This window comes from Clostridium sp. SGI.024 (genome assembly GCF_050315195.1).
Taxonomy (GTDB): Bacteria; Bacillota; Clostridia; order Clostridiales; family Clostridiaceae; genus Clostridium.
In genome coordinates this window covers 15,783-36,745 of record NZ_JBNPON010000021.1, presented here as the reverse complement: position 1 = coordinate 36,745, position 20,963 = coordinate 15,783, and the positions used below count along the sequence as shown (strand labels likewise).

Genomic DNA, 20,963 nt, shown 5'->3' with positions numbered 1-20,963 from the left:
AGGAGGTATGATTTATGACTATTAGTGTTATTATGCCTGTATATAATGTTGAAAAGTATATTTATAAAAGTATAAAATCATTAACTAATCAAAGTTTTAAGGATTTTGAGCTTATACTAGTTAATGATGAAACTAAAGATAGAAGCATAGATATTGCATTAGATATTTTAATAAATAGTGACATAAATTATAAAATTATAAATCAACCTAACTCAGGTGTATCTGTAGCTAGAAATAATGGAATCAATAATTCTACGGGAGAATATATTTATTTTCTGGATTCAGATGACTATGTTGAAGATGATTTTTTTGAAAAAATTAATAAAAAACTTAAAGAAACTGATGCAGATATAATTTATTGTGATTATAGTCATGTAGATGAAGACGGAAAGATATTAATTGAAAGTAGTACAAATGTTATTGAACAAGTAACTTCAGGTAAGGAGATGGCTTTAAAACTTTTAAAAGATGAATTTTCAATTTGGGTTGGTAGTGGAATATATAAGTCAGAAATAATAAAGAAAAATAATTTAAGATTTGATAACAATAGAAAATATGCAGAAGATATTACTTTCATAGCTAAAGCATTATTATATTCAGATAAAATTGTAGGAATAAATGAAAAACTTGCTTATTACTTAAGAAGAGAGGGTGCTGTAACTAAAAGCGTTAGTGAAAAGCATTTAGATTGCTATTATTCATTCAAAGACTTATTAGAGTTCGTTGAAAAAAATTTTAATGAAGAAAAAGAAATTATAAAAACTTTAAAAGAGTATAAAATTCCATATTCAATTTGTCATATATTTTCTATGTTTATGAGAGATGAAAATTATAAGGATAAATTATTGAAGTTTTTAAGTAAAGATGAAATAAAAACAAGTTTAAATGAATATAAGATGTTATCTTTTAATAAGAAATATTTAAGATATTACATACAATGTAAATTGATAAGGATATATATAAGTACACGATTACTTTATACAACAAGGTATAATTGGGGAGGATATAATGGTCGAGTTAAAAAACAATGAATTATTAATTAAAGCTCAAGAAAGAATGTTGGATATACTAATAGAGGTAGATAGAGTTTGCAGTAAACATAATATTAATTATTTTTTAACTGATGGTACATTACTTGGGGCTGTAAGACATAAAGGCTTTATACCTTGGGATGATGATGTTGATATAGGAATGCTTAGAGAGGATTATAACAAATTTATAGAAATAGCAAGTTATGAGCTAGGTGAAGACTATTTTCTACAATCTATAGAAACAGATCCTAATTATAATAGATTTCATATACCATTAAAGGTTAGAGATAATAGAAGTAAATTAGTAGAAGTAGATGAAACTGAAAATGAAAAATTTAATCAAGGAATATATATAGATATATTTGCTTTTGATACTTTACCAAAGAATAAAGTTATAAGAAAGCTTCAAAAGTTAATTTCTAGATTTCTAGTTTTATGTGATGTTAGAACTAGAAGAAAAGAAGAAAATCTTAATTTACAAAATAAAATAGCATTTTTAGTTTACTCAATATTTAAAAAGATACCTTATAAAAAAAGAAATAAAGTATTAAGATATATTATGAAGTGGAATGATAAAAATGGGGAGGAAGTTACCTATGGTGTAGACTTACCTTGTGATGGTTCTTGGGGAAAGATATTGAATAAATCTGATATTTTTCCACTAACAAAAATTGAATTTTGTAAATATATGTTTAATGCTCCTAAGAATTATGATAAAGTTCTAAAAATTATATATGGAGATTATTTAACGCTTCCAAAAGAAGAAGATAGAAGATGGCATGCAAAAAAGATAGAAATATATGAATAAGGAGAGTCTTAGATGAATATTTTACTAATAAATCATTATGCTGGTTCAGATAAGCATGGTATGGAGTTTAGACCATTCTATATGGCAAGGGAATGGGTAAAGAATGGACATGATGTTACTATTGTAGCAGCTGATTACTCACATTTAAGAAAATATAATCCTGAGATAGATAAGGATTTTACAGAAGAAATAATAGAAGGTGTAAGATATCTTTGGATAAAGACTCCAAAGTACTCAGGCAATGGTGTAGGACGTATAATTAATATTTTAACTTTTATAAATAAATTAAAGTTTAAAGCAAGACATGTGTCAGAAAAATTTAAGCCAGATGCTGTTATAGCATCATCAACATATCCTTTAGATATATATCCAGCAGCTAAGATTGCTAGGATATCATCTGCAAAGTTATTCTTTGAAATACATGATTTATGGCCTTTAACACCTATTGAGATTGGAGGATACTCTCCAAAGCATCCATATATAATGTATTTACAAGCTGCAGAAGATTATGCATATAAAAATTGTAATGGAATTATTTCTATATTACCTGATGCAGATAAGCATATAAGAGATAGGGGCTTTAAAACAGAAAATTATACCTTTGTTCCAAATGGAGTTATTATTAATAAAGAAGAAAATAGTGTAGAAGAGCCAAATATTGAGCAAATTACAATATTAAATAAGTTGAAAGATGAGGGGTATTTCTTAGTAGGTTATACTGGAAATCATTCTCCTGCTAATGCTTTAGATACTATGCTAAAAGCCGCAGAAAAAATGAAGGATAAGAAGATTAAGTTTATATTGGTTGGTTCGGGAAATGTTAAAGATGAATTAATAAACTATAGCAAAGAACATAATATTGATAATGTGGTCTTCTTAGATCCAGTTAAAAAAGATGCAATTCCTTTCATATTAAGTAAGCTAGATGTTGCTTATATGAGTTTAAGAAAAGAAAGTTTATTTAGATTTGGAGTTAGTCCGAATAAATTATTTGATTATATGATGGCGTCTAAACCTATATTATATTCAGTGGAAGCTTCTAATGATCCAGTATCCGATGCTAATTGTGGAATTTCAGTAAAAGCAGAAGATGCAGATGAAGTTGTTAAAGCTTTAGAGAAGTTCATGAGTCTTTCAGAAGAAGAAAGAAAAGTTATGGGGAAAAATGGTAAAGAGTTTGTTATTAAAAATCATAAGTATGATGTTTTAGCAGAAAGATTCTTAAATGCATTAAAATAATAAAGAATATAAAAGGAGGATATCAAAATTTTGATTCCTCCAATTTTATTACTTTAATTTTTCTGAAATTATGTCAGCTGCATTACCATATCCAAAGGCCATTTTTTGTTCTCCCTTAGGATTGAAGTTTATAATGGCATCAAGGATTTTTTCTTTATTACTACCAACTATAGTATTCCATCCATTTTCAACTGTTTCAATCCATTCAGTCTCATCTCTCATAGTAATACAAGGCTTTTGTAAGAAGTAAGCTTCTTTTTGAACTCCACCACTATCAGTAACTATTTTCTGTGAGTTATTTTCTAAGTTAATCATATCTAAATATCCAACAGGAGCTATTATTTTAATATTATCATTTATAGTTAATCCATAGTCTTTTATAAACTTATGAGTTCTTGGGTGAAGTGGAAGAACTATATTTTTTTCACATTCATTTAAAGCATTAATTATATTTTTTAGCCTATTAATGTCATTAGTGTTTTCTGCTCTATGAATAGTAGATAATATATATTCATTAGGAGATATATTGTTATCAATTAATACAGTAGAAGTTTCTAAAGCTTTTTCTTTAAATAATTTTATAGCATCAAACATAACATCACCGGTATTAAATACATTTTCTGTTATATTTTCATTTTTAAGATTTTTTATAGCAGTATCTGTTGGTGCAAACAAGTATTTAGAAATATGATCAGTTAAAACTCTATTTTGTTCTTCCGGCATTTTCATATTAAAGCTTCTTAGTCCTGCTTCAATATGTGCAACAGGAATTAATAATTTACTTGCAGCTAATGCACCTGCTAAAGTAGAATTAGTATCTCCATAAACTAAAACTAAATCAGGTTTTTCGTTTAAATATAGGCTTTCAAGCTCCATTAACATCTTACCAGTTTGATATCCATGATTACCAGATCCAATATTTAAATTATAGTTAGGCTTAGGAATGCCAAGCTCATCAAAAAAAATATCTGACATATTGTTATCATAATGTTGACCAGTATGAACTAATACTTCCTCATGATTTTTTCTAAGTTTATTTGAAACTGCAGCAGCCTTAATAAATTGGGGTCTAGCTCCGATTACAGTTAATATTTTCATAATAATACCTCCTGAATTTTTGTATTAATTATAACATAAGAATATATAGAAAACTATAAAATTAGCCCATTTCTCAATTGTAGACATAAAGAAGGTATAGTAGTATAATATACTAAGTTATTAATAAATTCATGATAAGATGAAATATGATGGAGGAACATTATGTCTAATTGGAGAAAATTGATAGTAGTTGGTATAGACATATTTTTAGTAAATGTTGCTTATTTAATATCTATAAATATAACTCATTTTGATAACTTTACTGAAATAGCCACAATTTATCAACATGATTGTATAGCAATAACTTTAATATTTTTAATTTCTTTCTTAACATTTGGATTATATAATAGTTTGTGGGACTTAACAGGAACTGATGAATTTTTGCTAGGAGTAGGTTCAAGTATAGTAGCTGGAGTAGTAAGTATCATATATACAAGGAATTTTGGATCTACAATACCTCTAAATGTATCAGTTCTGTCAATAGTATTTACTATGTTTTTTGTCTTAGGATATAGGGTTTTATATAGAGTATATAGAAGATCTATGTTATATTTGCCTTATAAATATGCATCAGATCAAAAAAGAGTTATGATTGTTGGTGCAGGTGCAGCAGGAACCATGATAATAAATGAAATTATGGCAAAAAGAGAGCTTAAATATAATCCTGTTGTTCTTATTGATGATGATCCATATAAAAGAGGGAAGAAAATATCTGGAGTAAGAGTAGAAGGTAATGTAGAAGATATACCAAGAATAGCTAAGGAAAAAGAAATAGATGATATTATAATAGCGATACCATCTATTGGAAACGTTGAAAAAATTCAAATAATTGAAACATGTAAAAAAACAAAATGTAAAGTTAAAATTATACCAGGTATATATGAAATAATAACAGGAGAAGCAACAGTAAGTAAAATTAAGGATGTTGATTTAGAAGATTTATTAGGAAGAGATCCAATTACATTGGATACTAAAGGAATATCAAGTTATTTAACTAATAAAACTATATTAGTTACAGGGGCAGGAGGATCAATAGGATCTGAGTTATGTAGACAAATATCTGTATTTTCTCCTAAGGAGCTAATTTTATTTGATATTTATGAAAATAATATTTATGATATACAAAACGAATTGAAAGAAAATTTTCCTTATTTGAAACTAAGTGTTTTAATAGGTTCTGTTAGAGATGAAAATAGATTGGAAGAGATATTTTCAAAATATAAAATAGATGTTGTATTTCATGCAGCGGCTCATAAGCATGTTCCGTTAATGGAAGATAGCCCTAAAGAAGCTATTAAAAATAATGTTTTTGGGACTTACAATGTAGTATCTATGGCAGATAAGTATAAATGTGGTAAATTTGTTTTAATATCTACAGATAAAGCTGTAAATCCAACTAATATTATGGGAGCTACTAAAAGGCTTTGTGAGATGATAGTTCAAGCTTTTGATAAAAAGAGTAAGACTGATTTTGTAGCTGTTAGATTTGGTAATGTACTTGGAAGCAATGGATCAGTTATTCCACTATTTAAGAAACAAATAGAGAAGGGTGGACCAGTCACAGTAACACACAAAGATATAACAAGATTCTTTATGCTTATACCAGAAGCAGCACAATTGGTTTTACAGGCAGGTGCATTTGCAAAAGGTGGAGAAATATTTGTCTTAGATATGGGTAAGCCTGTAAAGATATATGACTTAGCTTGTGATTTAATTAAATTATCAGGATTTGAACCTAATAAAGATATAAAAATTGAAATAACAGGTCTTAGACCAGGAGAAAAATTGTATGAAGAATTATTAATGAGTGAAGAAGGTTTGACAGACACTTCTCATAAAAAAATATATGTGGGTAAACCAACCTATATAACTATGGAAATATTAGATAAAAAACTAAAGGAGTTACATTCTTTATTAAATGAAGAAAATGTAGAAATTTTAAAGTGTAAGATGGCTGAAATTGTTCCTACTTATAGAAGATGTAACGAAAGTGAAGTTGCAGTAGGTAAAGGGGAATAAAAATATTTTTTATGGCAAAATGAGGAGTGTATATATGGATTTGAAAAGAATATCAAAAGTTGAAATATTATCAAATTACACGAATGTGTTAAAGATAAGCATAGCTCTATTAGTTACTTTAATGATTATAGATAGTAAAAATATAATGAATCATATTTTTGCGTTAGCTAATATCATAGTTATTGCATATGTTTTCAAGCAAGATAAATCAAAGCATTTTTATCTAGTAACTTTATTATTTGCAATAATGAGTTTTACTATAAGCATTCCTCTTGGGAGAAGTTTGAGTAGTGAACAGATAGATATTTATTATATATTCTTATTTATATATATTTTAAAGTTTATTTATGATTATATAATTACTTATATTAAAGATAAGAAATTTTATGGAAAAATAAATATTGAAAAAATTATTCTTATTCTATTTGTTGGATGGGTAATAATTAGCTTTTTTATAGCGGATAACAAAGTAGTTGCATTTAAAAAATTAATTTTATATAGTATAATGATATCATTTGTTATTATGATTATAAATGAGAATAAAACAAAAAAAGACTTAAATATTACTTTGAAATTCTTATCTATAGTATCTATTGGAATAGTTATTATGGGAAGCTTAGAAATAATTACAGGATTCCATATTCAACCTAAGACAAGTTATATTATGGCAAATTTAGATTTTAATAGGCTAGAATTCTTAAGAAGGGTTCCGACTGTTTTTTTCTATAATCCTAATAATTATGGCTTTGTTATTTCAATAATATTATTAGGATTTATTGTAAAAGCTTATTTCGATAAAAATAGAAAAGATGTCATAATAGATATGGTAATAATAGTACTAGCACAAATTAATTTAATTTTTACTAGATCTAGAACATCTTGGATAACAGTAATAGGAGCTCTAATTTTTATTTTATTTTTCTTTATTGCTACATGGAAAAAGAAACTAATAATAAAATCAGCTTTATCTATTTTCTTAGTTTTTGGTATATTTACAGGGCTTTCACATGTTGAACAGTTAGGTCCTTATTATGGAAAAATGAGAGAATTAAATATTTCATCAATAGAACATGATAAAGGTGAAGAAAATGATTCAAACGTAGAAAAAGAAGATGAAACAGACGCTATTGAGCTTGGTGGTACAGGTTCAGTAAATGTTAGAGCAACTTTAATTGTGGATGTTGTAGAAGGGGTTATTAAAGAAAAAAATTACTTAGGCTTTGGATTAGGTAATACTTCTGAATATTATAGAAAGGTAAATAATACAGGAGGAATTGTAGATTCTCATAACTGGTGGGTAGAGATACTTGGAGACTTCGGAGTTATTGGTTTTACATTATTCTTTTTATTATATGCTGTGTTGTTTATAAAAAAGGCAATACTATTTAAAAGAGATAAAGTAGAAAATGAAAAATATTACGTTTTGGGAATAATATTAATAGTTTCAACGTCTGTTTTAGTATTTGGACCAAGTAGCGTATATGCTTTTATACCATTTTGGTTAATAAATAGTCTTGCAATTTCAATTACTTCATTAAATGATAATAATTCTTTAGAAAGGATATAAAAGTGTGAATAATTTTTTAAAACGAGTATTTGATTTTACTACCTCCTCAATTGGTTGTATATTAATTTCTCCAATATTAGTAATAATAGCTCTATTAATCAAATTAACATCTAAGGGACCTATTTTATTTAAGCAAAAAAGAGTTGGTAGGTATGGAAAAGAGTTTAATATACTTAAGTTTAGAACTATGGTTGTAGATGCTGAAAAGCTAGGTAAGCAAATTACTGTAGGTAATGATTCAAGAATAACTAAAGTTGGCTCCTTTCTAAGAAAATATAAATTAGATGAATTACCTCAATTAATTAATGTTATTAAAGGTGATATGAGTTTAGTTGGACCTAGACCTGAAGTACCTAAATATGTGAATTTATATAGTGATAAGCAAAGAAAGGTTTTAGAAGTAAGGCCAGGTATAACTGATTATGCTTCTATTGAATATAGAGACGAAAATAGTATATTAGGAAAGGTAGATAACCCTGAAGAATATTATGTTAATGTAATTATGCCTCATAAGATAGATTTAAATATGAAGTATATAGAAAATAATAATGTATTAATTGATATTGGGATTATTTTCAAAACTATATTTAATATAGGTAAATAAATATATGAAGGTGATGAACATGAAAAAACTTAATTTTGCTATTATTGGCTGTGGAAGAATTTCATATAAACATGTGGAAGGACTTTATGAAAATAAGAATGTGGCTAATTTGGTAGCTACATGTGATATTAAAAAAGACTTAGCTTACGCAAAAGCAAAAGAATATATTAATAAGATGAATGATGATTCCTTAAAAGTTGGAATATATGAAGATTATAAGGAAATGCTTGAAAAGGAAGATATAGATGTAGTGACAATTGCAACTGAAAGTGGATATCATGCTGAAATTGCAATTTATTGTATGAATAAAGGCAAGCATGTAATAGTTGAAAAACCTATGGCTATGTCAATAGATGATGCAAATAAAATGATAGAAGTTGCAAAGAAAAATAATGTGAAACTATCAGTAGCTCATCAAAATAGATTTAACAAGCCAGTACAAAAGTTAAGAGAAGCTGTTGAAGGTGAAAAGTTTGGTAGAATAATGAATGGTACTGCAAGAATCCTTTGGAGAAGAGATGATAACTATTATAAGCAAGCTCCATGGAGAGGGACTTGGGATTTAGATGGTGGTACTTTAATGAATCAATGTATACATAACATAGATTTATTGCAATGGATGATAGGTTCAGAAGTTGAAAGAGTGTATGCGGAATGTGATACTTTCAGAAATCCAATTGAAGGAGAAGATTTTGGCGCTATAGTTATTAGATTTAAAAATGGAGCTATAGGAATAGTTGAAGGTAGTGCAGTTGTATATCCAAAGAACTTAGAAGAAACTTTAAGTATATTTGGTACTGATGGAACTGTAGTAATAGGTGGCCTTGCTGTTAATGAACTTAAAACTTGGAGATTTGAAGGAGCAGATGAAGAAGCTGTTAAGAAGGATTTACAAGTTGAAATAGATAGTGTTTATGGAAAAGGACATACTCCTTTATTTAGAGATGTTATAGAAGCTATTAATGAAGATAGAAAACCATATGTAAGTGGTGAAGATGCAATAGTACCTTTATCTATAATTTTAGCTGCATATAAGTCTAGAAAAACAGGTATGCCAGTAAACTTCCCATTTAATAATTTTTCAAGTTCAGATATGAAAAAATAGACTTAATAAAATCTTAAGGTTAAAACAATTGAACAAATACAGTTTATTCCATATAATACTAGGTGTACTATTTATTATAGTATACTTAGTATTTTTTTATTCTTGGGAGGAATAGATATGAAGAAGTCAACATTTTTAGCTGTTGCTACTGTTGTTTTAGCTTTTTTTATAGTATCAGCTTTTGGAAAGAGAGAAAGGTTATACGAAAAAAAAGAAAATTTTAAAAGTCCTGAAGATGCAATAGTTAATTTTATTGGATACATAAATAGTTTTGAAATGGTAAAAACCGATAATGGTTATTATAATGTTCCCGCAAGAGAATTCTTAGAAAGCATATCTAAGAGATATAGATTATATGTAGGTGAAAAGTATGGATATCAATATATTTTTGGACAAGTACCTGCTTTGTATAGTTATAAAATGGAAGAAATGGATTACAATTCTCTTACTAATTTAAAAAATAATTATGAGTATTCTTTTAAAGGTATTTCTAATTATAAAAGAGACAATAACCCAAGAGTATATAAATTAGATGGCTATGGGGGCTATAATAATAATATTGAAAAAACTTATGTTAATAAAGATGGTACAGTTAAGAATTTTAATAATGATGAAGAATACCCATTAACTTTATATTTAGTAGTGGTAAATGAAGGTGAAGGATTTGTAGTTGATTATTACTCAGTATTATTTCAATAATCTATATTTCATTATTTAGTAAAGAAGATAGGGAAATAAGGGGGAAGTATAATGTTAGAGCTTAAGAATTACTCTTTTAGTTATGGAGAGTGTACTATATTAGATAAGATAAGCTTTTCATTAGATAGTGGAAAGGTACTAGGAATAGTAGGACCTAGTGGAGTTGGTAAAACTTCTTTAATAAAGGGTATTGTGGGTATTTATAAAGGAACAGATGGAATAGCACTTTATAATGGCGAAGAAATATATGATAATCCAAAGATTAAGCGGAAAATAGCCTTTGTTCCAGATGAACATGCTAGTTTTTATTTAATTACATTAAGAGAAATAGTTAATTTTTATAAAGGATTGTATCCAGATTTTAACGAAGAGAGATTTTATAATATAAACAAAATATTTAAGATTCCTCTTAACAAAAGGTTTTTGCAATTATCTAAGGGCATGAAGATGAGGGTTAATTTAATGTTAGCTTTTTCTTTAAATGCTGAACTATTAGTCTTAGATGAGCCAACTTCAGGATTAGATCCAATATTAAAGGAAAAGGTTCTTAAGATAATAATGGAGGAAGTATCTACTGGTGATAAATCAGTTGTTATTAGCTCTCATAACTTAACAGAATTAGAAAGAGTATGTGATGATATCTTAATATTAAATGAAGGGAAGGTTGAATATCACAATACTTTAGATAATATTAAAAGAAATATTAAGAAGATACAAATTGCTTTTGATATGCCTGTATATGAAGAAGATTTATATTTCCCGGGAATATTTAATATATCTCAAGTTGGAAGAGTATTTACAATAGTAATAGAAGATAATGAAGATAGGTTTATAGAGCATATTAAAAAGTTTAATCCTTTATTTATAGAAGAAATTGATTTAAGTTTAGAAGAGGTATTTATAAACAGGATAGAAGGGAAGGTTGGCAATGAAGAAATATTTAAATAACAATTTATTTTATCAAGGTGATGCTAATATTTTTTTACCTCTATGTATTGTTTATATAGTAGCTTTTATATTGATTATAATTGTAAGTGATAGTTATTTTAGCTTCCAAATAAGTAAATACCTTTATAATCAAATGAGTAGTAGATTTATTTTTTCTTTCGATGGTGTATTTTTATTAGTTGCTTATATAGGAATTGTATATATGGTAACAGTAGGAATATTTAAAAGAAAAAAGTGGTCTACTTTTTTAGCAGGACCATTTTCAAGGCTTGATATTAGAAAGAGAGAGCTAATTATAATTATAATTTCAGTTATAATTTTTATTGGTATTTATTTATCTGTACTTATTAAAAATTATATTCAATATTATGCTATTTTAATGTATATTCCTGATTTTTATAAAATGATTGTATTAGATATTATAAGAATTATTAGCATATCAACTATAACTATAGGTTGTTTATCTATATTGGATAGTATTTTTTCTACTCTCTACTATTTAATTGCGGCAGTAGTTATTTCTTTTATATATTTAATTTTTATTTTATTTAATTTCAGTTCATTATTAAGCTATTATTCATATGGAGAAGTACGTGGATTAAGATATATATATAATGGATTAATTGAATATATAGATGGGACAAGTATAGGTAATAGCATAACTACTTTTCAGATTATTTCTATGTCAATTGTATTTATTCTTATAGGTTTATCGCTAATTTATATTTCTAAAATATTAACTAATAAAATGTTAGTTGAAAATATGAATGAGGGAATAATTTTAAAAGGTCCTAAAAAAGTGGCAGATTTTATGATAGTAACATTTCCTGGAGTGGTAAGCTCTATGTATATAAGCAATATTATAGATGAGGTTTATTTGAAAAAAAGCTCAGGAGTATATGAAATATCCCTTATAAGGATAATGGTGATAATTTTCATAAGTATATTAACATATTATATATTAGTAAACTTTAAGAAATCAAAAAAAGATGTATACTATTGAGAAGTAATAGGTAAGAGGTAAGAAGTAAGAGGTAAGAGGTAAGAAGTAATAGGTAAAAAGTAAGAAGTAAAAAGTAATAGATAAGAAGTAAGAATTGGCAAGTAAGAAAGGGCTGTTGGACAGCCCTTATTTTAATTATTTATATATATTTCCTTAACCACTTACCATTGGATATATGTATCTCTACACCTTCACTCTTCACTATTGATTCTTACTCAAATTCTGGTTCTTGGTCTTCGTTATCTGTAATTGTAAATATAATATAGCTAAATAATATAGCAAGTATTGTTGGGATAAGCCAACCAAAGCCAATTTCAGCTAATGGAATAAAGTTTAGGTTTAATCCTGGAATTTCAAATAAAATACCAAATATTAATGAGGTATAAACACCAACTCTAATTGCTTTATTACTATTTATATATTTAGATAAAAGGGTAGTTCCAATAAGTGTAATTGAAACAGGATAAAGTATATTTAAAATCGGAACTGATAAAACTACTATATTATCAACTCCAAGAGTAGCAATTCCTAAGCTTAAAACAGAAATTATTATTGCATTAAGTTTAAAGGAAAGCTTACCCTTTGATATTCTCTCAAAGAAATTTGCTCCTGAAGTAATTAAACCAATTGAAGTAGTTAAGCAAGCTAGTCCCATTGCTATTCCTATAATAACTGGTCCAATACTTCCTAAGATATTTTTAGAAATTAATATTAATAAAGCAGTTTTACTAATTTCAGATGAAGCTAGTTCAACTGTTTGAGCTCCTATGTAAGTTAGCCCACCATAAACAAAAGCAAGTCCTAATATAGCAATTAAGCTTGACTTTAAAATCATTAAAGGCATTTCTTTATCTTTATATCCCTTAGATTTTAAGGAGGTTGTTATCATACCAGCAAATAAAAGTGCAGCTATGGCGTCCATTGTTTGATATCCCTCTAATAAAGAATTAGGGAAAACATTAATTGCATTAGTTTCTAACACATTACCAATAGGCATTATTAAGCCTTTAACTATTAAAATAAATAATATTATCATAAGTGTAGGAGTTAAATATTTACCAATAGTATCAATTATTGATGTTTTTCCTAAAACAAAGAACAAATTAATTATGAAATATATGACCATTGCAATAAAAGGTGATATTCCACTGAAAAATGGGCTTATTGATAATTCAAATGTAGTTGCAGCAGTTCTGGGAATTGCTAGCATAGGTCCAATTGCTATAAATAGTATAGCAGTGAATATAACTGCAAATTTTGGGCTTACTTTATTTGCAATGGACTTAAAGCTTCCATCTACCTTAGAACAAGATATTATTGCTAAGAGTGGTAATCCTACTCCAGTGAATATAAAACCTATAATACCTAAAAGGTATTGATCTCCTATTGTATTTCCTAAAAATGCAGGAAATATTAAATTACCTGCTCCAAAAAACATTGAAAATAGAGCAAATCCTACTACTATAGAATCTTTTGTACTTTTCTTCATTCTTTTTCCTCCGTAAATTACAAAAAATTAATGTTTATAAAAAAACATTGAATTTTTTTGAAAATATTTAAAATACTAAGGTATATTATCATAATCATAGATAAGCTTCAATGAAATAATATATTAAAAACATTTTAAAAAACTGATATAATATATTTATTAATTATATTAGGAGGCTTCTTATGTTATTAAATGAAGTTGTGAATTTATTAGAAGGATTATCATTAATTAAAGATGAAGAATTTACAAGTCTAGGACTTGCAGTGGCAGATTGTGATGAAAAAATCCTTACCTTTATTGAAAGTGAGAAATATATTGAAAGTTTGAGTGATAAGATAAGAGCTTTAATTACTACTAAAGAATTAGGTGAAAAGCTTAAAGATAGATATGGAATAATTGTTTCAAGTAATCCAAGAGAAGATTATTTTAAATTACATAATATATTATCTTCTAAGGAGGGCTACAAGAGAAAAAGTTTTAATACTACTATTGGAGAAGGTTGCAATATAAGTAAGTTATCATCAATAAGTGAAAAAAATGTTGTTATTGGTAATAATGTTATTATTGAAGATTTTGTAGTAATTAGAGAAAATACTATTATTGGAGATAATAGTATTATAAGAGCAGGAGTTATATTAGGTGGTGAAGGTTTTGAATATAAGAGAGTTGATGGAATAATAATGAATGTAAATCATTGTGGTGGAGTAGTTATTGGCAACAATGTTGAAGTTCAATATAACTCTTGTATAGATAAGGCTCTTTACACTTGGGATAATACTGTAATAGGTGATTATTCTAAACTAGATAATTTAGTTCATATAGAACATGGAGTAAAAATAGGCAAAAGATGTTTAATTGCATCAAGATCTACTTTTGGAGGTAGAACAGTCTTAGGTGATGATTCTTGGGTTGGTCTAGGAGCGACAATATCTAATGGACTTATACTAGGGAAAAAGGTAAGCATAAGCCTTGGATCTGTTGTAACAAAGAATTTAAGTGATGGTGATAAGGTTTCGGGAAACTTTGCTATAAATCATGAAAAGTTTATTGATTTTATAAAAAATATTAGATAAATGTAAGTTTATAATATTGATTAAAATTGAAATATGCTTCGATTTATATGTAGTGAATTGAAGTAATTATATTAATGTGATAGAATTATATATGTTATATTATGTAAAATATATATGGATGTGAGGGAGAAGTATGAAAGTCAGAAAAGCAATTATACCAGCAGCAGGTCTTGGTACTAGGTTTTTACCAGCAACAAAGGCGCAGCCAAAGGAAATGCTTCCTATAGTTGATAAGCCTACAATTCAATATATAATTGAAGAAGCAGTTGCTTCAGGAATTGAGGAAATATTAATAATTACAGGAAGAAATAAAAAGTGTATAGAAGATCATTTTGATAAATCAGTAGAACTTGAAATGGAACTTGAAAAAGCACATAAAGACGATTTATTAGAAATGGTAAGAAATATATCAGATATGGTTGATATTCATTATATAAGACAAAAGGAACCTAAAGGATTAGGTCATGCCATATTATGTGCAAGAGCTTTTGTTGGAAATGAACCTTTTGCAGTATTACTTGGAGATGATGTTGTAGATTCAGAAGTCCCTTGTCTAAAGCAATTAATGGATTGCTATAAGGAGTATAAGACAACTATTTTAGGAGTTCAAACTGTTAAGCATGAAGAAGTAAATAAATATGGAATAGTAGATGGAATTCATATTGAAGATAGAGTTTATAAGGTTAAAAAATTAGTGGAAAAACCATCTATAGAAGAGGCACCAAGTAATGTAGCTATTTTAGGCAGATATATAATCACTCCTCAAATATTTGATATATTACAAAATACAGAACCAGGAAAGGGTGGAGAAATACAACTTACTGATGCATTACAAACTTTAATAGAAAATGAAGCTATGTACGCATATAACTTTGAAGGAAGAAGGTATGATGTAGGAGATAAGCTTGGATTCTTACAAGCAACTGTAGAATTTGCTTTAAAAAGAGATGATTTGAGAGAACCATTTCTTGATTACTTAACAAATAGAAATTGGAAAAATAAATAAAATATTTAATTTTATAGTTTATAATAATTATCTTAAGTTTTAAAAGATAATTATTATAAACTTTTTTTTGGAGTATATTGAAAATAATACCATATTATGGTATATTAATTTAAATAGCGTTCAAAAAATGAACGTGATAAGATTTGAAAGGTATTACTAGGGAACATAATAATTAATAATATTAGATTAGGTTCTCAAATAAATAAGAATAGGTGATTTTTGTAATGAAACTAAAAAGATATCTAATTTTCGTTATTTTATGTTTAGCTTTATCTCTTATAAGTTGTTCATCAAATAATAAAAGCAATGTAATAAATATATATACAGGGATAGAAGAGGACTTAGTAGAAGAATATATTTCAAAATTTCACGAAAAATATCCTGAAATAGAGGTTAATATTATAAGAGATTCAACCGGAGTAATTTCTTCAAAATTAATGATAGAAAAAGATAATCCAATAGCAGATGTAGTTTGGGGAATTAACTCTAGTAATATTCTTTTTTTAGGCGATACAGATTTATACAAAGAATATAGTCCATCAAATTTAAATGAATATGACGAAAGGTATTACGATAAAAAGCATTCATCACCTAGATGGATTGGAATTAGTATGACAACAGTTGCCTTTACTGTTAATGAAAAAGAATTAATGGATAGAGGACTTGAAGTACCTTACTCATATGAAGACTTGTTAAAAGATGAATATAAGGGGTTAATTATAATGCCTAATCCACTATCATCTGGCACAGGTTACTCAATAGTATCTTCGTTAATACAGATAATGGGAGAAGAAAAAGCTTGGGATTACATGGACAAGTTAAATAAAAATATAGCTCAATATATTCATTCAGGAAGTGCACCAACTAAACAAACTGCAACAGGTGAATATTGTATAGGAATAGGAATGGATTTTCTGCCAATAAAAATGGAGAAAGACAACCCACAAATTAAAACTATTTTTCCTAAAGAAGGATCTGGATGGGATGTTGAAATTAGTGCTCTAATAAATAAGAAAAATATAAATAAAGATGCAGTAACATTTTATGAATGGTCTTTATCAGATGAGGCTATGAAGCTATACTCCAATAATAGGAGTCTAATAACTTTAAAAAGTGATAGATATATAAAAAACGAGTATAAGAAAGTTAAGAATAGCATAATCAGTAATGATTTAAATTGGCAATCAGATCATAGAAAAGAGATAGTTAGTAAATGGGAAGAATATTATGGGGTGAGTGAGTAAATGAGTTATTTAATGATAAAGAATGTTAATAAAATGTTTAATAAAATAAAGGTATTAAATGGAATAGATATAGAAATTAATAAGGGAGAATTTATTTCTTTTCTTGGACCAAGTGGATGTGGCAAAACAACTTTACTTAGAATAATAGCAGGACTTGAAAAGTTTGATACAGGTAACATAATAATTGATGGGGTAGATGTAACTAACTTTCCACCATCTAAAAGGAAGATTGGAATAGTATTTCAAAGTTATGCATTATTTCCTAATTTAAATGTTTATGAGAATATAGCTTATGGATTAAGAAATAAAAAAATAAGAAAAAATGAAATTGATAGCAAAGTAAATAATATTTTAGAACTTGTTGGATTAAAAGAATTTGTAAATAAATATCCTTTTGAGCTTTCAGGAGGACAACAGCAAAGAGTAGCTTTGGCTAGATCATTAGTTTTAAAACCAGATATTTTATTATTAGATGAACCTTTATCTGCATTAGATGCAAAAGTAAGAGAAAAAGGGGAAATAGCAGGTGCATCAGCAGTTGCAGTTATGATAATAATAACCAATATAGCTTTCAGATTTGCTTTTGATAAATTATCTAAGAGATTAAAAAATAGAAATAGGTTATATAGAAAAGAAAAATCTATATGATATAATAGAGTTAATATAATTAACTCTATTTTTTTTGGAGGATAGAATGTTCGAAAGTAATTTTAAAATATTAAAGGAATTAAAAAAGAACAACTTAGTTACTCAAAGAGAATTATCAAAAAATATTGGAGTATCATTAGGAAAAGTTAATTCGATTTTAAAAGAGTTTAGTGATTTTGGATATATAAATAAATTGATGGATGGTAAAAAGATTAGATATGAAATAACTGAAATGGGGGAAAAAGTATTATTAGAAGGACTAAATTTAGTAATGAAAACTAAATTAAGCATAAATGAAGAAAATGAAAGAAAAACAAAACTAAAAGAGGCTGTCATTTTAGCAGCTGGAAGACAAAAAGACTTCAAAAGACCCATTTGTACCTTAGAGATAGGTAACGAAACTATACTAGAAAGAATTATAAAAATATTGACCAATTTTGGAATAGAAAAAATAATTATTATTACAGGATTTGAAAGAAAATATATTACAGATATAATAAAAAAATATGAAAATGTTATAGAAGTTTATAATGATAAATATTACAATAGTGGAACTATGAAATCACTGTTTTGTGCAAAGAATATTGTTTCAGATGACTTTATTCTTATAGAAAGTGATTTAATATTTGAAGAAAGAGCTGTTAGAAAAGTTTTAGATAATGATTTAAGGGACTGCTTATTAATAACAGATGTTAATGAAATAGGAGACGAAGCTTTTGTTGAAATACGAAACAGTTATCTTTATAAGATATCAAAAGACATTCATGAATTTAATAGAATAGATGGAGAATTCATTGGAATAACTAAAATATCATTAAAGTTATATAATCTTATGGTAAAAGAGTTTGAACTAAATGAAAATGATTTAGTAAATTATGAGTATATATTATTAGATGTTTCTAGAAAATATGATATAAATTATGTAAAATTAAAGAATTTAATTTGGGGAGAAGTAGATAACTTAAAGCAATATGAAAAAATTAAAGAGGATATATTACCTTTAATTAATGACAATTAATAGTAATATAATCTAGAAAGGATAATATATGAAAATTTGTTATTTAGCTGATGTTAATAGCTACCATACTAAAAAGTGGTGTAAATATTTTGTTTCTAGAGGTCATGATGTACATTTAATATCAATTAGCAATGGAAGCTGTGATGGCGTTAAAGTACACTCTTTAGAATTAAGCTTAGATATATCAAAAAAAGAAAAGAGTTTTGGAAAACTATCGTATTTAAATAGATTTAAAAAGGTTAAGGATATTGTAAATACTATCAAACCGGATATATTACATGCGCATTATGCATCAAGTTATGGATTATTTGGAGCATTATGTAATTATCATCCATATATTATTTCATTATGGGGAAGTGATATACTTTTATTTCCTAAAGAAGGGTTAATACAAAAAAGCATAATTAGATATAACTTTAAAAAAGCAGATAGAATTTTTTCAACTTCTAATTATATGAAAGAAGAAGCTAAACTTTACACTAATAAAAGTATAGATATTACTCCATTTGGAATAGATACTTCTATTTTTTATAATAAAAATAAAAAGGAAGATAATATTATAATAATAGGTATTGTAAAATCTTTAGAAAAAATATATGGAATTGACTATTTAATAAGGGCTTTTGCTAATTTATCACATAAATATGAAAATATTAGATTAGAGATAGTTGGAGATGGCACACAAGAAGAAAATTTAAAAAGGCTTTCTATGGATTTAGGAGTAGCAGAAAAAGTATTATTTCATGGAAAGTTTAATTCTGAAGAAGTATCAGATTTTTATAATAGAATAAATATTGCTGTTTTTCCATCTAAATCAGAAAGCTTTGGAGTATCTGTTTTAGAAGCACAAGCCTGTGGAGTACCGGTAATTGTATCAGATATAAAGGCTTTTGCTGAAACAACGTTGGTTGGACAGAGTTCATTGATATGTAAGATAGAGGATAGTAATTCTATAGAAGTAGAACTAGAAAAATTAATATTAGATAAAAATCTAAGAGAAAATATGGGGTTAATAGGTAGTGAATTTGTAAGAAAGAATTTTGAAGAAACACGAGAATTTGAAAAAGTTGAAAAGATATACTATGAGCTTATAATGAAAAAATAAATTATACATATGTAGTATAAAAGGTAGATGAAATATGACACATCTACCTTTAGTATTATCTTGGAATAAATCCAATTTTCTTTTGCATTTTCCTAAGAGTTTTCATTGAAACATAGCTAGCTTTTTCAGCACCTAGCTTAAATATTTCTTCTAAACCTTTTTTATCTTTAAGAATTTCATTAACTTTATTTTGAATTGGCTCTAATTCAGAAACAATAGCTTCAGCTACATCTTTCTTTAAATCAGCATAGCCTTTTCCTTTATAATATTCAACTAGCTCTTCAGCTGTAGTTTTATTAATTGCTATTAATATATCTAATAGATTTTTAACTCCTGGTTGTTCATCAGTATAATTAATTACTCCAATGCTATCAGTTACTGCACGAGATACCTTTTTTCTAATTACATCAGGAGGATCCATAATTAATATATAAGCATTTGGATTATCATCTGATTTAGACATTTTCTTAGTAGGTTCTTGAAGACTCATAATCTTTGCACCTACCTTTGTAATATATGGATCAGGAATTGTAAATGTAGGGCTATATAAATTATTAAATCTATTTGCTAAATCTCTTGCTAACTCTAAATGTTGTTTTTGGTCTTGACCAACAGGTACTAAATCTGCATTATATAAAAGGATATCTGCTGCCATTAAAACTGGATAAGTAAATAGGCCTGCCCCTATGGAATTACCATATTTTTGAGACTTATCTTTATATTGAGTCATTCTTCCTAGTTCACCCATATAAGTATTACAAGTTAAAAGCCAAGCAGCCTCACTATGAGCTGGAACATGAGATTGAATAAATAAGGTGTTCTTTTTAGGATCAATACCTGCTGCAATATAAATTGCTAGAACTTCTAAAGTTCTTTGTCTTAATTCCTTTGGTTCTTGTTTAACTGTAATTGCATGTAAGTCAACTACACAAAAATAGCAATCAAATTCATCCTGTAGGTTAACCCAATTCTTTAGAGCTCCTAGGTAATTTCCTAAAGTTAGTTGACCAGAAGGTTGAATACCACTAAAAATAACCTTCTTCTTATCTGTATTATTTTCCAATTGAAGCACTCCTTTCATTTGTGCACATTAATTACTATTTAACGTAACCTTTAACTATATATTAATTATAGGTATGGGAAAAGACCATGTCAATTATAAGATTGCAAAGTAATCTTATATAATGAAGAATGTAGAATGTAAAATGTAGAATTAAAGTGAAAACTCCTTCGGAGTTTTGGCAGAATGAAAGAATTAA

General features: G+C 27.0%; 19 protein-coding genes. 16 read left to right on the top strand and 3 right to left on the bottom strand.

Annotation, left to right across the window (positions count from 1 at the left end; genetic code table 11):
- The first annotated feature begins 14 nt into the window (after positions 1 to 14).
- The 3 genes from ACQRD5_RS08070 to ACQRD5_RS08060 are packed head-to-tail and all read left to right on the top strand — an operon-like array spanning position 15 to position 3,078.
- Complete coding sequence (locus ACQRD5_RS08070) at positions 15 to 1,031, top strand: glycosyltransferase family 2 protein (RefSeq protein ID WP_321128924.1); 1,017 nt, start codon at positions 15 to 17, stop codon at positions 1,029 to 1,031.
- Positions 1,009 to 1,839: a LicD family protein gene (locus tag ACQRD5_RS08065; RefSeq protein WP_291626525.1), complete on the top strand. Its 831-nt coding sequence runs from the start codon at positions 1,009 to 1,011 to the stop codon at positions 1,837 to 1,839. The genes ACQRD5_RS08070 and ACQRD5_RS08065 overlap by 23 nt, the downstream gene beginning before the upstream one ends.
- A 12-nt stretch (positions 1,840 to 1,851) precedes the next feature.
- Positions 1,852 to 3,078: a glycosyltransferase family 4 protein gene (locus tag ACQRD5_RS08060; protein ID WP_291626527.1), complete on the top strand. Its 1,227-nt coding sequence runs from the start codon at positions 1,852 to 1,854 to the stop codon at positions 3,076 to 3,078.
- Between the two features lie 48 nt (positions 3,079 to 3,126).
- On the opposite strand, the gene wecB is transcribed toward ACQRD5_RS08060, so the two are convergent.
- Positions 3,127 to 4,176 carry a non-hydrolyzing UDP-N-acetylglucosamine 2-epimerase gene (gene wecB / locus ACQRD5_RS08055; RefSeq protein WP_321128923.1) on the bottom strand — a complete coding sequence of 350 codons (1,050 nt, stop codon included), beginning with the start codon at positions 4,174 to 4,176 and terminating at the stop codon, positions 3,127 to 3,129.
- A gap of 162 nt (positions 4,177 to 4,338) precedes the next feature.
- Between wecB and ACQRD5_RS08050 the strand changes: the two genes are divergently transcribed.
- The 7 genes from ACQRD5_RS08050 (at position 4,339) to ACQRD5_RS08020 (ending at position 12,121) form a co-directional block, all read left to right on the top strand.
- The gene (locus ACQRD5_RS08050) at positions 4,339 to 6,195 is read left to right on the top strand and encodes a nucleoside-diphosphate sugar epimerase/dehydratase (RefSeq protein WP_294169465.1); all 1,857 of its coding nucleotides are present in this window, start codon (positions 4,339 to 4,341) and stop codon (positions 6,193 to 6,195) included.
- A gap of 34 nt (positions 6,196 to 6,229) precedes the next feature.
- Positions 6,230 to 7,762 carry an O-antigen ligase family protein gene (locus ACQRD5_RS08045; protein ID WP_291626533.1) on the top strand — a complete coding sequence of 511 codons (1,533 nt, stop codon included), beginning with the start codon at positions 6,230 to 6,232 and terminating at the stop codon, positions 7,760 to 7,762.
- A gap of 4 nt (positions 7,763 to 7,766) precedes the next feature.
- On the top strand, positions 7,767 to 8,366 hold the full coding sequence (locus ACQRD5_RS08040; RefSeq protein WP_291626535.1) for a sugar transferase: 600 nt from the start codon (positions 7,767 to 7,769) through the stop codon (positions 8,364 to 8,366).
- A gap of 19 nt (positions 8,367 to 8,385) precedes the next feature.
- Positions 8,386 to 9,471 carry a Gfo/Idh/MocA family protein gene (locus ACQRD5_RS08035; protein ID WP_294169461.1) on the top strand — a complete coding sequence of 362 codons (1,086 nt, stop codon included), beginning with the start codon at positions 8,386 to 8,388 and terminating at the stop codon, positions 9,469 to 9,471.
- A 117-nt stretch (positions 9,472 to 9,588) separates the two neighbouring features.
- Complete coding sequence (locus ACQRD5_RS08030) at positions 9,589 to 10,170, top strand: hypothetical protein (RefSeq protein WP_320900581.1); 582 nt, start codon at positions 9,589 to 9,591, stop codon at positions 10,168 to 10,170.
- Positions 10,171 to 10,221: 51 nt separating this feature from the next.
- Positions 10,222 to 11,118: an ABC transporter ATP-binding protein gene (locus ACQRD5_RS08025; protein WP_291626541.1), complete on the top strand. Its 897-nt coding sequence runs from the start codon at positions 10,222 to 10,224 to the stop codon at positions 11,116 to 11,118.
- Positions 11,099 to 12,121 (top strand): hypothetical protein, encoded by a 1,023-nt coding sequence (locus ACQRD5_RS08020; RefSeq protein ID WP_294169457.1) that lies wholly within the window; start codon positions 11,099 to 11,101, stop codon positions 12,119 to 12,121. The genes ACQRD5_RS08025 and ACQRD5_RS08020 overlap by 20 nt, the downstream gene beginning before the upstream one ends.
- Before the next feature lie 211 nt (positions 12,122 to 12,332).
- Here the strand turns inward: ACQRD5_RS08020 and brnQ are convergent, their stop codons facing one another.
- Complete coding sequence (brnQ, locus tag ACQRD5_RS08015; protein WP_294169456.1) at positions 12,333 to 13,610, bottom strand: branched-chain amino acid transport system II carrier protein; 1,278 nt, start codon at positions 13,608 to 13,610, stop codon at positions 12,333 to 12,335.
- Between the two features lie 182 nt (positions 13,611 to 13,792).
- Here brnQ and ACQRD5_RS08010 point away from each other — a divergent pair, with 182 nt between their 5' ends.
- The 6 genes from ACQRD5_RS08010 (at position 13,793) to ACQRD5_RS07985 (ending at position 19,704) form a co-directional block, all read left to right on the top strand.
- Positions 13,793 to 14,683: a UDP-3-O-(3-hydroxymyristoyl)glucosamine N-acyltransferase gene (locus tag ACQRD5_RS08010; protein ID WP_291626546.1), complete on the top strand. Its 891-nt coding sequence runs from the start codon at positions 13,793 to 13,795 to the stop codon at positions 14,681 to 14,683.
- Between the two features lie 133 nt (positions 14,684 to 14,816).
- The gene (gene galU / locus ACQRD5_RS08005; protein ID WP_291626547.1) at positions 14,817 to 15,689 is read left to right on the top strand and encodes a UTP--glucose-1-phosphate uridylyltransferase GalU; all 873 of its coding nucleotides are present in this window, start codon (positions 14,817 to 14,819) and stop codon (positions 15,687 to 15,689) included.
- Between the two features lie 224 nt (positions 15,690 to 15,913).
- Positions 15,914 to 16,933, top strand: a complete 1,020-nt coding sequence (locus ACQRD5_RS08000) for an extracellular solute-binding protein (RefSeq protein ID WP_294364839.1) — start codon at positions 15,914 to 15,916, stop codon at positions 16,931 to 16,933.
- A 12-nt stretch (positions 16,934 to 16,945) separates the two neighbouring features.
- Positions 16,946 to 17,581 carry an ATP-binding cassette domain-containing protein gene (locus tag ACQRD5_RS07995; protein ID WP_427746673.1) on the top strand — a complete coding sequence of 212 codons (636 nt, stop codon included), beginning with the start codon at positions 16,946 to 16,948 and terminating at the stop codon, positions 17,579 to 17,581.
- A gap of 46 nt (positions 17,582 to 17,627) precedes the next feature.
- Complete coding sequence (locus ACQRD5_RS07990) at positions 17,628 to 18,599, top strand: winged helix-turn-helix transcriptional regulator (protein ID WP_294169445.1); 972 nt, start codon at positions 17,628 to 17,630, stop codon at positions 18,597 to 18,599.
- Between the two features lie 28 nt (positions 18,600 to 18,627).
- Entirely contained in the window at positions 18,628 to 19,704 is a 1,077-nt protein-coding gene (locus ACQRD5_RS07985; protein WP_291626556.1) for a glycosyltransferase, read from the top strand.
- A gap of 55 nt (positions 19,705 to 19,759) precedes the next feature.
- Here the strand turns inward: ACQRD5_RS07985 and trpS are convergent, their stop codons facing one another.
- Positions 19,760 to 20,785, bottom strand: coding sequence for a tryptophan--tRNA ligase (gene trpS / locus ACQRD5_RS07980; RefSeq protein ID WP_291626558.1), 1,026 nt, complete (start codon positions 20,783 to 20,785; stop codon positions 19,760 to 19,762).
- Positions 20,786 to 20,963 lie beyond the last annotated feature (178 nt).

Coding starts and splice junctions, on each gene's coding strand:
- ACQRD5_RS08070 (WP_321128924.1), top strand. CDS start 15: ATGACTATTAGTGTTATTATGCCTGTATATAATGTTGAAAAGTATATT.
- ACQRD5_RS08065 (WP_291626525.1), top strand. CDS start 1,009: ATGGTCGAGTTAAAAAACAATGAATTATTAATTAAAGCTCAAGAAAGA.
- ACQRD5_RS08060 (WP_291626527.1), top strand. CDS start 1,852: ATGAATATTTTACTAATAAATCATTATGCTGGTTCAGATAAGCATGGT.
- wecB (WP_321128923.1), bottom strand. CDS start 4,176: ATGAAAATATTAACTGTAATCGGAGCTAGACCCCAATTTATTAAGGCT.
- ACQRD5_RS08050 (WP_294169465.1), top strand. CDS start 4,339: ATGTCTAATTGGAGAAAATTGATAGTAGTTGGTATAGACATATTTTTA.
- ACQRD5_RS08045 (WP_291626533.1), top strand. CDS start 6,230: ATGGATTTGAAAAGAATATCAAAAGTTGAAATATTATCAAATTACACG.
- ACQRD5_RS08035 (WP_294169461.1), top strand. CDS start 8,386: ATGAAAAAACTTAATTTTGCTATTATTGGCTGTGGAAGAATTTCATAT.
- ACQRD5_RS08030 (WP_320900581.1), top strand. CDS start 9,589: ATGAAGAAGTCAACATTTTTAGCTGTTGCTACTGTTGTTTTAGCTTTT.
- ACQRD5_RS08025 (WP_291626541.1), top strand. CDS start 10,222: ATGTTAGAGCTTAAGAATTACTCTTTTAGTTATGGAGAGTGTACTATA.
- ACQRD5_RS08020 (WP_294169457.1), top strand. CDS start 11,099: ATGAAGAAATATTTAAATAACAATTTATTTTATCAAGGTGATGCTAAT.
- brnQ (WP_294169456.1), bottom strand. CDS start 13,610: ATGAAGAAAAGTACAAAAGATTCTATAGTAGTAGGATTTGCTCTATTT.
- ACQRD5_RS08010 (WP_291626546.1), top strand. CDS start 13,793: ATGTTATTAAATGAAGTTGTGAATTTATTAGAAGGATTATCATTAATT.
- galU (WP_291626547.1), top strand. CDS start 14,817: ATGAAAGTCAGAAAAGCAATTATACCAGCAGCAGGTCTTGGTACTAGG.
- ACQRD5_RS08000 (WP_294364839.1), top strand. CDS start 15,914: ATGAAACTAAAAAGATATCTAATTTTCGTTATTTTATGTTTAGCTTTA.
- ACQRD5_RS07995 (WP_427746673.1), top strand. CDS start 16,946: ATGATAAAGAATGTTAATAAAATGTTTAATAAAATAAAGGTATTAAAT.
- ACQRD5_RS07990 (WP_294169445.1), top strand. CDS start 17,628: ATGTTCGAAAGTAATTTTAAAATATTAAAGGAATTAAAAAAGAACAAC.
- ACQRD5_RS07985 (WP_291626556.1), top strand. CDS start 18,628: ATGAAAATTTGTTATTTAGCTGATGTTAATAGCTACCATACTAAAAAG.
- trpS (WP_291626558.1), bottom strand. CDS start 20,785: ATGAAAGGAGTGCTTCAATTGGAAAATAATACAGATAAGAAGAAGGTT.